Source organism: Streptomyces chlorus (assembly GCF_042655885.1).
GTDB classification, from domain to species: Bacteria; Actinomycetota; Actinomycetes; order Streptomycetales; family Streptomycetaceae; genus Streptomyces; species Streptomyces chlorus.
The window spans coordinates 116811-126950 of record NZ_JBHSOA010000015.1 but is presented as its reverse complement, the minus strand read 5'-3'; the positions used below and the strand labels follow the sequence as shown (position 1 = coordinate 126950).

General features: G+C 71.3%; 10 protein-coding genes and 1 pseudogene. 5 read left to right on the top strand and 6 right to left on the bottom strand.

The annotated features are described in order from the left end of the window. Positions 1-541, bottom strand: a 541-nt coding sequence (locus ACFPZI_RS09665; protein WP_381360896.1) for a maltotransferase domain-containing protein, incomplete at its 3' end; no start/stop codon positions are given. 74 nt (positions 542-615) lie between these two features. Then, on the bottom strand, positions 616-915 hold the full coding sequence (locus tag ACFPZI_RS09660) for a DUF5133 domain-containing protein (protein ID WP_381360893.1): 300 nt from the start codon (positions 913-915) through the stop codon (positions 616-618). Between the two features lie 368 nt (positions 916-1283). Between ACFPZI_RS09660 and ACFPZI_RS09655 the strand changes: the two genes are divergently transcribed. Both ACFPZI_RS09655 and glgX read left to right on the top strand, forming a co-directional pair. Further along, positions 1284-1796, top strand: a complete 513-nt coding sequence (locus ACFPZI_RS09655; RefSeq protein ID WP_381360890.1) for a pep a2 — start codon at positions 1284-1286, stop codon at positions 1794-1796. After that, positions 1793-3937, top strand: coding sequence for a glycogen debranching protein GlgX (gene glgX / locus ACFPZI_RS09650; protein ID WP_381360888.1), 2145 nt, complete (start codon positions 1793-1795; stop codon positions 3935-3937). Before ACFPZI_RS09655 ends, glgX begins: the two co-directional genes overlap by 4 nt. A 58-nt stretch (positions 3938-3995) precedes the next feature. Here glgX and ACFPZI_RS09645 read toward each other — a convergent pair whose 3' ends face one another. Then, a complete protein-coding gene (locus ACFPZI_RS09645; protein WP_381360885.1) occupies positions 3996-4799 on the bottom strand; it encodes a VOC family protein in 804 nt (267 codons plus the stop codon). Positions 4800-5053: 254 nt separating this feature from the next. On the opposite strand from ACFPZI_RS09645, the pseudogene ACFPZI_RS09640 reads away from it, so the two are divergent. Then, positions 5054-5353, top strand: a pseudogene (locus ACFPZI_RS09640) (ANTAR domain-containing protein); the annotation flags it as partial. Positions 5354-5458: 105 nt separating this feature from the next. Here ACFPZI_RS09640 and ACFPZI_RS09635 read toward each other — a convergent pair. Further along, a complete protein-coding gene (locus ACFPZI_RS09635) occupies positions 5459-6253 on the bottom strand; it encodes an RNA polymerase sigma factor SigF (protein ID WP_381360882.1) in 795 nt (264 codons plus the stop codon). A gap of 540 nt (positions 6254-6793) precedes the next feature. Between ACFPZI_RS09635 and ACFPZI_RS09630 the strand changes: the two genes are divergently transcribed. Further along, positions 6794-7315 carry a hypothetical protein gene (locus tag ACFPZI_RS09630; RefSeq protein ID WP_381360880.1) on the top strand — a complete coding sequence of 174 codons (522 nt, stop codon included), beginning with the start codon at positions 6794-6796 and terminating at the stop codon, positions 7313-7315. Between the two features lie 7 nt (positions 7316-7322). Here ACFPZI_RS09630 and hemC read toward each other — a convergent pair whose 3' ends face one another. Next, positions 7323-8258, bottom strand: coding sequence for a hydroxymethylbilane synthase (gene hemC, locus ACFPZI_RS09625; protein ID WP_381360878.1), 936 nt, complete (start codon positions 8256-8258; stop codon positions 7323-7325). A gap of 128 nt (positions 8259-8386) precedes the next feature. After that, on the bottom strand, positions 8387-9163 hold the full coding sequence (locus ACFPZI_RS09620; protein ID WP_381360876.1) for an NPP1 family protein: 777 nt from the start codon (positions 9161-9163) through the stop codon (positions 8387-8389). 387 nt (positions 9164-9550) lie between these two features. Between ACFPZI_RS09620 and ACFPZI_RS09615 the strand changes: the two genes are divergently transcribed. Beyond that, a complete protein-coding gene (locus ACFPZI_RS09615; RefSeq protein WP_381360873.1) occupies positions 9551-10072 on the top strand; it encodes a MarR family winged helix-turn-helix transcriptional regulator in 522 nt (173 codons plus the stop codon). The last annotated feature ends 68 nt before the right edge of the window (positions 10073-10140 follow it).

Sequence of the window (10140 nt, the reverse complement as noted above, 5' to 3'; positions counted from 1 at the left end):
CCCGCAGCGGATACCGGGCCAGCACCGCGTCCACCTCCGGCGTCAACGCCCCCGCCAGCCGGGTGGCGGGGGGCAGTGAGTCGTCCCGGAGCGTCTTCGCCGCGGTGAGCACGAGGGAGCGGCCGTCGCCCTTCGGCACCCCGACCGCGGCCCGCTTGAACAGGTCGCCGCCCTCCTCCAGCACCAGACCCGTGTCGATCCCCGCGGGCACCTTGATCCGCGCGTGGCGCCGCCACGTGGCGATCGGGTCCCCCCATGCCTCGACGCGGTAGGTCCACCGGCCCACGGCGTCCGGGGTGATCTCCGCGCCCCACCGGTCGGTGCCGGGCGCCAGCTCCCGCATCGGCGTGAACGGCCCCCGCCGGCCCTTCGGATCCTTCAGGACGACATGGGCGGTCACCGCGTCATGCCCCTCACGGAACACGGTCGCCGTCACCTCGAACGTCTCCCCGACGACCGCCTTCGCCGGCCGTCTGCCGCATTCGACGGCCGGCCGGACATCCCGTACCGGGATACGGCCGATGGCCCGGGTCGCCTTCATGGGTCTGTACCTCCGCCGTGCTCGACGCCGGGCCCGCGCCCGGTCGTGGGACGAAATTGAGGCGGGAAGGTCCTTTACCTTCCCGCCGGGGACCGCCGCTCGACCGTCGGCGGGCCCCGCCTGACAGCGGTGGCCGGACGGGGCCGGTCGTTCTGTTCCTGCAGGTAGGTGACGAGACCGGTGCGCAGGTACCGTTCGGCCGCGTCGGCCGCCTCCCGCGCGCAGCGCTTGCCCATCAGCACGCAGAGGGTGTAACCCGAGTCCTCGAACGTCGTCCGTACCGTGAGGTCGGTGGGGACGGCGAGCATCACGCGTTCCCAGGCCCGGTAGCGACGCAATTGCCGGGCGACTTCGGCTCTGGCAGGTAGCAGCATGGCGCCGTTCACCTTTCCGTGGCTCGTGGGGGGACGTTTCTTCCGGCGGTCGGGCGGCGGCCGTGCGCGCGGAGGGCACGGTCCCGTGACGGCGGTCGAGGGGTCTTCACACATGGTGCATGATCAGTAACTGTGCGTCCTGTTGGACCTTGGTTCGGTGCGGCGGGCCGGGTGGCGTCCGAGGTCGGTACGAACTGCGCCCATCCGGCGCAACGGTCACCCCGGCCGGACGCTCGTGTTGCACGGATGGACCAACCCGGTCACGCTGATGGTGACTCAGAAGCGCCAACCGCTCACGTTTCGTGTTCGGGGCTCGTCCCGCAGGGGCGAGGGGAAATCGGGAGCTTCGCGGTGAGGAGCCAACGACGATGAAGACCGCAGCGCCCTGCTACTACCACCTCGACGTGGAAGTCAGCCCGGAGCGCGTGGAGCAGGTCAGCCGCATTCTGGCCGCCCACCTCCGGCACTGGGACCTGGAGAACCTGGTGGAGCCCGTCTGCCGCGGCACCGAGATGCTGCTGCGCGCCATCGACGAGCACGCCACCGACAAGAACACGTCGATCGAGATGTGGTGGAACGGCCAGCACCTCATCACCGCCATCGGGGACCACGACCGCGCTCTGCGCCCCGACCAGGAACTGCGCGGCTGCCTGGAACACATCGCCGCCAGCAGCGACGGCTGGGGCTGCTGTGCCACCGCGACCGGCAGCAAGGTCATCTGGTTCTCGCAGCGGGCCCGCGCCGACGAACGCGTCCCGCTCGTGCCGACCGTGCCGGACCCGAGGCTGAGCGAGGGCCTGCCCCTGCCCCGCGTGGTCACCGTCGCCCAACTGGCCGGCCTGGTGCGTACCCCCGCCGGCCTCCTGGAGGCAGCCCGGTGACCCGGAGGAAGACCGGACAAGGGGCGCCCGCGTGGAGCGGGCGCCCCTATCCGCTGGGTGCGGTCCATGACGGCGAGGGCACCAACTTCGCACTGTTCAGCGAGGTCGCCGACGGCGTCGAACTCGTCCTGGTGGACGACTCCGGCCGCCACACCACCGTCCCGCTGACCGAGGCCGACGGCTTCGTGTGGCACGGCTACCTGCCCGGCATCGGCCCCGGCCAGCGCTACGGCTACCGAGTGCACGGGCCGTGGGCACCGGCCGCCGGGCACCGCTGCAACCCGGCCAAGCTGCTTCTCGACCCGTACGCCACGGCCGTCGACGGGCAGATCGACAACCACCCCTCGCTCTACGAGCGCCGGCCCGACGGCCCCGATCCGGCCGACAGCGCCGGACACACCATGCTGGGCGTGGTGACCGACCCGGCGTTCGACTGGGGCGACGACGCCGGCCCCGGCCGGCCGTACGCCGACACGGTGATCTACGAGGCCCACGTCAAGGGTATGACCCGCACCCACCCCGAGGTCCCCGCCGAACTGCGCGGCACCTACGCCGGACTCGCGCACCCGGCGGTGGTCGATCACCTGACCTCGCTGGGCGTCACCGCGGTGGAGCTGATGCCGGTGCACCAGTTCGTCCAGGACGGCGTACTGCAGAGCCGCGGCCTGGCCAACTACTGGGGCTACAACACCATCGGCTACTTCGCCCCGCACAACGCCTACGCCGCCCACGGCACCCGCGGACAGCAGGTCACCGAGTTCAAGACAATGGTCCGGACCCTGCACGCGGCGGGGCTCGAGGTGATCCTGGACGTCGTCTACAACCACACCGCCGAGGGCAACGAGAAGGGCCCCACCCTCTCCTTCCGCGGCATCGACAACTCCGCGTACTACCGGCTGGTGGACGGCGACTGGTCGCACTACTACGACACCACCGGCACCGGCAACAGCCTCCTGATGCGCCACCCCTACGTACTCCAGCTGATCATGGACTCGCTGCGGTACTGGGTCACCGAGATGCATGTCGACGGCTTCCGCTTCGACCTCGCGGCCACCCTGGCCCGGCAGTTCCACGAGGTGGACCGGCTCTCCGCGTTCTTCGACCTCATCCAGCAGGACCCCGTGATCAGCCGCGTCAAGCTCATCGCCGAACCGTGGGACGTCGGCGAGGGCGGCTACCAGGTGGGCAACTTCCCCCAGCTGTGGTCGGAGTGGAACGGCAAGTACCGGGACGCCGTAAGGGACTTCTGGCGCACCGAGCCGCACACGCTCGGCGAGTTCGCCTCCCGCCTCACCGGCTCCTCCGACCTGTACGCGCACAGCAGGCGACGACCCCGCGCCAGCGTCAACTTCGTCACCGCGCACGACGGCTTCACCCTGCGTGACCTCGTCTCCTGCAACGACAAGCACAACACCGCCAACGGCGAGGGCAACCGGGACGGCGAGAGCCACAACCGGTCCTGGAACAGCGGCGCGGAGGGCGACACCGACGACCCGGCCGTGCTCGAACTGCGGGCCCGCCGCCAGCGCAACTTCCTTGCCACGCTTCTTCTTTCGCAGGGCATCCCGATGCTTTCGCACGGCGACGAAGTGGGCCGCAGCCAGCGCGGCAACAACAACGCCTACTGCCAGGACAACGAGATCTCCTGGATAGACTGGAAGCTGACCGAGGAGCAGTGTGCCCTGCTGGACTTCACCCGGCGTGTCATCTCGCTGCGGATCGCCCATCCCGTACTGCGGCGCCGCCGCTTCTTCCACGGCGGGCCGGCGTCCCGCGCGGGCCGGGGCCTGCCCGACCTGGTGTGGCTGCTGCCGAACGCCGAGGAGATGTCCGACGTCGACTGGCGGCGCTCGGACGCGCACAGCATCGGTGTCTTCCTCAACGGCGACGCCATCGCCGAACCGGACCCGCGCGGCCGGCGCCTGGTCGACGACTCCTTCCTGCTGCTGCTCAACAGTCACTGGGAGCCGGTGGACTTTCGCCTTCCGGACGCCGCCTACGGCGAGCGCTGGACGGCGCTGATCGACACCGCCGACCCGGACGGCGCCCCCGACGAGTCGGAGTACAAGGCGGACACCAGGCTGACCGTGGGCTCGCGCAGCCTGGTGCTGCTGTCCCGGCCGTCGCACACCGCGGAGTGAGGGACCGCGGTCCTCCCGGGGAGGCGTGTCCGGGAGGACCGCGGGCGCCCGGCCGGGGTCAGCGGCCCCGGCGCGAGGTCACCGTGAACAGGGCGCCCTCGGGGTCGCGCAGCACGGCCTCGTCGTCGCGCAGGGTCACCACACTGCCGCCGTGCCGCTCGGCCGCGCGGACGCAGGCGTCGACGTCCGGCACGGTGAAGTGCACCTGCCAGTGCGGCCGGATCGTCGGATCGGGCGCCGATCCCAGCGCTCCCGACTGGATGCAGGCGAGTACGTGCCCGTCCCCGCGCAGCACCACCTCGTCGCCCTCGTAGACGACCTCCGTGCGGCCCGCCTCCGTCACACCCCAGTCGAAGACCTCGCCGTAGAAGATGGCGGCGTCGAAGGCGTCCCGGGTGTGCAGCCTGACGAAGGAGGGCTGGGACCGCTGCCAGCTGAGCCAGTCGGTGGACAGCTCGCCCTCCCACACCCCGAAGGTCGCGCCGTCCCGGTCGGCCAGCAGCGCCGCGCGCCCCGGGGGCAGGGAGATCGGGCCGACCGCCAGAGTGCCGCCGCGTTCCTGCACCCGTGACACCGCCTCGTCCGCACTGCGCGCGGCGAAGTACGGGGTCCAGGCCACGGCCATCCGCCACATGTCGGCGACCGCGGCGACGCCCGCCACCGGCATGCCGTCCGCCAGGGCGACCCGGAACCGCTCGCCCAGCCGGGCCGGGCGCCACCGCCAGCCCAGCACGGCTCCGTAGAACTCCTCGGTCGTCTCGAGATCGCGGCTGGTCAGACTCACCCAGCAGGGCGTCCCGTACACGGGGTGCGTCGAGAAGACGTCCGTCGCGCCGGAGGGGGAGGGCATGTCGTGGTTCATCACAGTCGCGTCCTGATCGCTGATCTCGTCGGCCTGGCAGTGACCCGTGGACTTCCAGTGTCCGGCCTGTACGGCTCCGGGCGCCTGCCGAGTACCCCGATGGTGGTACCGGACCGGTGCGGCAGGGGCCATGGATACGCCCGGTGGCACAGGACGGGACGAGTGACGACGATGGAGGAGCCGGACACCCGCTGAAGGCGCCCGAACACGGGTACGGGCGGCACGGGAGCGGCGCACCGGACCCGGAGGTGACCATGCCCACGGACGGGGAAACGGACCGGATCCTTCAGCTGGAGGAAGAGGTGCAGCAGCTGAAGGAGGCGGTCGTCTCGCACGCGGTGGTGGACCAGGCGATCGGCGTGGTCGTCGTCCTCGGGCGGGTGTCGCCCGACCAGGGGTGGACGGTGCTGAGGGAGGTCTCCCAGCACACCAACGTCAAGCTCCGCGACGTCGCCGGGACGATCGTGGCCTCGGGACGCACCGGTGTACTGCCGCCGGGGATCCGGGCGGAGCTGAAGAAGGCCCTGGACCGGCTCGGTGTCCCGGGCGGTCCGGATGCCACCGGTCCGGCCGGTCCGGCCGCCCCGGCCCGTCCCGCTGGTCCACCCTGCGCCCGGGACACGGTGGCCGGACTGTGACGGGCCACCGGGCGGACCGGTTCAGCCGGCCTCTGCCCGCAGCTCCTCGCGTACCTGTGCGAAGCAATTGCTGAGCAGGCGGGACACATGCATCTGCGAGATGCCGAGCAGCTCGGCGATACTGCTCTGCGTCATGCCCCGGAAGAACCGCAGATAGAGGATGAGCCGCTCGCGCTCCGGAAGCGCCTCGAGGCAGGGCCGGACCGCCACCCGGTCGACGACCGTGTCGTACGCGGGGTCCGGGCCACCGAGCGAGTCCCCGAGCGCGTAGCCGTCCGTGCCCGGCATCTCCGCCTCCAGCGACAGCGCGGAGAAGCACTCCAGGGCCTCCGTGCCGGTGCGCACCTCGTCCTCGGTCAGCTGCGCGTACGCGGCGATCTCGGCGGTCGTCGGGGCCCGGCCGGAAGTGGTCTGCGCCAGCTCCTTGGCGGCGTGCCGCACCCGGTTGCGCAGGTCCTGGACCCGGCGGGGTACGTGCAGGGTCCACATGTGGTCACGGAAGTGGCGCTTGATCTCCCCGGTGACGGTCGGCACGGCGTACGCCTCGAAGGCGGTGCCGCGCGACGGGTCGTAGTGGTCGACGGCCTTGACCAGGCCCAGGGCCGCCACCTGGTACAGGTCCTCCAGCGCCTCGCCGCGCCCGCGGAAGCGCACGGCGATCCGCTCGGCCATCGGCAGCCAGGAACGGACGAGGTCGTCCCGCAGCGCCTTGCGCTCGGGGCCTTCCGGCAGTCGGGTGAGGCGGACGAAGTCCTGCGCGGTGTCCGGGGCGTCGTGGTGAGGATGCGGCTTCGTGGTGCTGCCGGCGATACGCATGACGCGCACCTCCCTGAGCAGGTGCCGGGTGGGCGGGCACCGTGGGAGCGCGGACTCGGATCACACGGAGGGGACCCGGGGGCGGCGAGCCGGTTCCCACGGTCGTGCCTCCGGTCCGAAGCACTGAATCACTCATTCCCCGTGCCGCTGTGGTGAAACGGTTTCCCGAATTCGGTGCGGGGAACGTACCGGGAATTGCGGGAATCACACGCTGTGAAATCGGAGGAATTCAGTGCGTGAAATTCCGGAGGCCGCGGGGCCCGTTGTGCCGGTCGCGGCGCGCCGAGGACCGGCGGCGCGGGGCGCGTCCGGCCCGGCCCGCTGATCGCCGGGCCGGGCGGGGTGCGGTGATCACCGTGGGCGACGTGATGTGCGGCACGCCGCCGCGCGGGCCGGGCGGCGGGCCCGGCGGATTGTGCCAGCGCAGCGCTTGATCGGCGGCCGTCGGGGACGAAGTACCTGACCGTGGCGCATTCCGCTCATTTGACAGTGTGCCGAGCCCACGTATAGGAAACAGCGACAGAAGTCGAGAGGTGCACCGTGTACGAGCCGAACGTGGTCGGGGACTGGCAGGAGTACGACGGACATGTCGGTCTGCGGGTCCGCGTCCACCGTCTGGAATCGGGCGAACCGCCCCGGGGACGGGACGACGCAGCCCAAGGGCTGACGTACTTCAGCGTCCGCGTGACCGTCGAGAACCGCGGCGAGCGGAACGTCGGAATTCATCTCGAGGACGGTCAGGTCGACGTACGGATCGGCCCCGACGGGGAGAGTGCGTTCCTCGACTGGCGCAACTCGCAGTTCATCGAGGGATTCGACGTCTATCCGCTGCGCCGCGCCACCGCCGTGCTCTACGCGGCCGGCCCCGAGGCGTCCCTGAGCCATGTCGACGTCCAGGTGCAGTTGCGGGTCGACGAGGAGTGGACCGGCCGCCGCCTGTGGTCGGGCGGTATCGGCGCGCACGAGGGGCCCGCCGTGACCCCGTCGGGCGGGGTCCGGGAAGGCCTCGCGCATCAGATCGGCGTGTTCCTCCAGGAGCAGGCCGAGGAGGGCACCGCCTGAACCGGCGTCAGTGCGGGATCCCGTCGATGATCTCGCGGGCGCCCTGACGCAGCAGGGCGACCGCGACCGAGGTGCCGAGCGTCGCCGGATCCAGCCGGCCGGCCCACTCGTGGGCGTTCAGCCGTACCTTGCCGTCCGGGGTGAAGACACAGGCCCGCAGTGACAGTTCGCCGCTCCGGTCGACCCGCGCGTATCCGGCGATCGGGCTGTTGCAGTGTCCCTGCAGCACATGCAGGAACATCCGCTCGGCGGTGGCCTCCCGATGCGTGTCCGGATGGCCGAGGGCACTGACCGCGTCGATGAGATCCGTGTCGTCCTCACGGCACTGGAGCGCGAGGATGCCCGCGCCGATGGGCGGCATCATCGTCTCGGGGGAGAGGACCTCGCTGATCACGTCGCGGCGGCCGATGCGCTCCAGACCGGAGACCGCGAGCAGCAGCGCGTCGGCCTCACCGGCCGCGAGCTTCGCCAGTCGCCGGTTGGCGTTGCCTCGGAAGGGGACGCACTCGAGGTGCGGGTGGGCGGCGGCCAGCTGGGCGACGCGGCGCACCGAGGAGGTGCCGATCCGGGTCCCGGCCGGCAGCTCGTCCAGGGTGAGTCCGTCCAGGTGCACGAGGGCGTCGCGGACGTCGTCCCGCTTCAGGAACGCCGCGAACACGGTGCCCGCGGGGAGCGGTCGGTCGGCGGGGACGTCCTTGACGCAGTGCACCGCGAGATCCGCCTCGCCGGCCAGCAGCGCGGCGTCCACCTCCTTGGTGAACGCGCCCTTGCCCTCCACCTGCGACAGGTCTCCCAGCCACTTGTCGCCGGTGGTCCGCACAGGGACGACCTCGGTGCGCACACCGGGCAGAGCGTCGGCCAACTCGGCCCGGACACGCTCCACTTGGGCGAGCGCCATGGGCGAGTCGCGGGAGACGACACGGATCAGTTCGGGGACGGACATGGCGACACGATAGACCCTTGGGCTCGAGCGCCCGAGCAGGGCGGGCCGCTCCGGGAGCCCGGACGGTGGATTCGTCCGGGCTCCCGGTGACGGGCCGTCGGATGTTCAAACCCGGAAGGGTTCCCAGGTCAGGCGTTCGGGTCGAACGGGATGCCCGACGGCTTCGCCGCGGCGAGATGGGAGGCGAAACTCCCGTCCTTGAGGCCGAAGTTCGCACTGCCGAAGTTGTGCTGGACGAGCTTGTCGCGCAGCCCGGCGGGATAGCCGTTCCAGCCGACCAGCGCCGGGTACTGCCAGGTGCCCTTGTGGTTCTCCGGCGGTTCGTCGCCCGCGCTCGCGAGCCGGAAGCAGTGCGTGCTGATGCCGTCCTTGTGGTACACGATCTTCGGGTGCGTCCCGTCGAAGCGGACCGCCGACCTCGCGTGGATCGAGAACGAGCCGTGGTTGGAGGTCGAGACGTACTGGGCCGTGTCGTTCTGCACCCACACCACGACGTGCTCCCAGTCGTGGCGGTGGCCGCCGAGGCTGACGCCCGGAAGTGCCTGGTCCTTCTCGAAGTACAGGGCGTAGACGATGGCGCACCAGCCGTTGTTGCACTTCGAACGCGAGTAGCCGTTGGTGCTGTCCAGATCCGGGGCGTCACGGCAGTTGCCGTTGAGGGCGCCCGTCGGGTTGAGTCCGGGGTTGATCGCGCCGTCCGGGCCGATCGCGGGGGTGGGGTAGCACCCGTCGGTGTCGTAGTCGTAGGCGGGCTGGAACGTCCGGTCGAGAGCGTCGGCGTTGGCCGGCAGGGCCGGCGGCGGTGCGGCGAAGGCGGTGGCGGGGAAGGCGATGACGAAGGCGAAGGCGCCGGCGAGACCGGTCAGCCATCTCCTGCGGTGCGTTCGGAAGGTACTCGACGACACTGCGTCCTCCTCGGGATGCGGGCGCAGCCCAACGGCTGTGGGGGGCAAGGGCGTTCAGCATCCCGGTTGGGCACGTCCATGCCAAGAGTCATGGGCGTACCGAGGGTGAAGCGCTGCCCAACACTCGTGGAGCCGCTGCCGGATCACTCCACGTTGTCCGGAATGCCGCGTCGGGCGCGGGCGTTGTGGCGCACCTCGCCGACCGGCAGCGGCACCACCCGGTGCGCGCCCGCGCCATCAGCGGCAGGGGCACGGGCGGGAGACGGACGCCCGCGCGTGCCCGTGGCCCGCGGTTTCGCCTGAACGGCGCCCACCGGCGGGCGGAGCGGTACGGTCCGCGCCCTCGCGGATTGATTGAGTTACGCAATGAGATGGTAAAGTGGGCGCATGCGCGCATCCTCGGTTCCCGACGTCCCCGCCTCACCGGAAGTGACCGAGATAGAGCGTGCGCTCATGCGCATCACCTATCTGGGCTCCCGCGCCCGCCAGCACGAACGACTGATGGCCCTGGCGGGCGTCCCCCTGGACCGTGCGGCCGTCGCGCTGCTGCGGCAGGCGGCCGACACCGAACCGCTGCGGCCGGGCGAGCTGGCCGCCCGCCTGGGCGTCGAGGCGTCGCACGTCACCCGCACCGTGCAGCAACTGCAGAAGTCCGGCCACGTCACCCGGGTCCCGGACCCCGACGACCGCCGTGCCCACCGCGTCGAACTCACCGAGACGGGCCGGGAGGCCATCACCCGCATCCGGGAGGCCGGGGCGCAGGCCATGCAGGTGGCTCTCTCCGAATGGTCCCCGGCGGAACTGCGGCAGCTCGCCACGCTCTTCCACCGCATGGTCGACGACTTCCTCGCCCACGCCGCCGAAGAGCAAGCGGAACCGCGCGGAGCCACTCCGGCCGGAGCCGCCTGACACGCTCCCGGCCCGGTGGCCCCCGTACTTACCGTCCGGTAATGTCGCGGGGCAGGTCACCGGAGGAG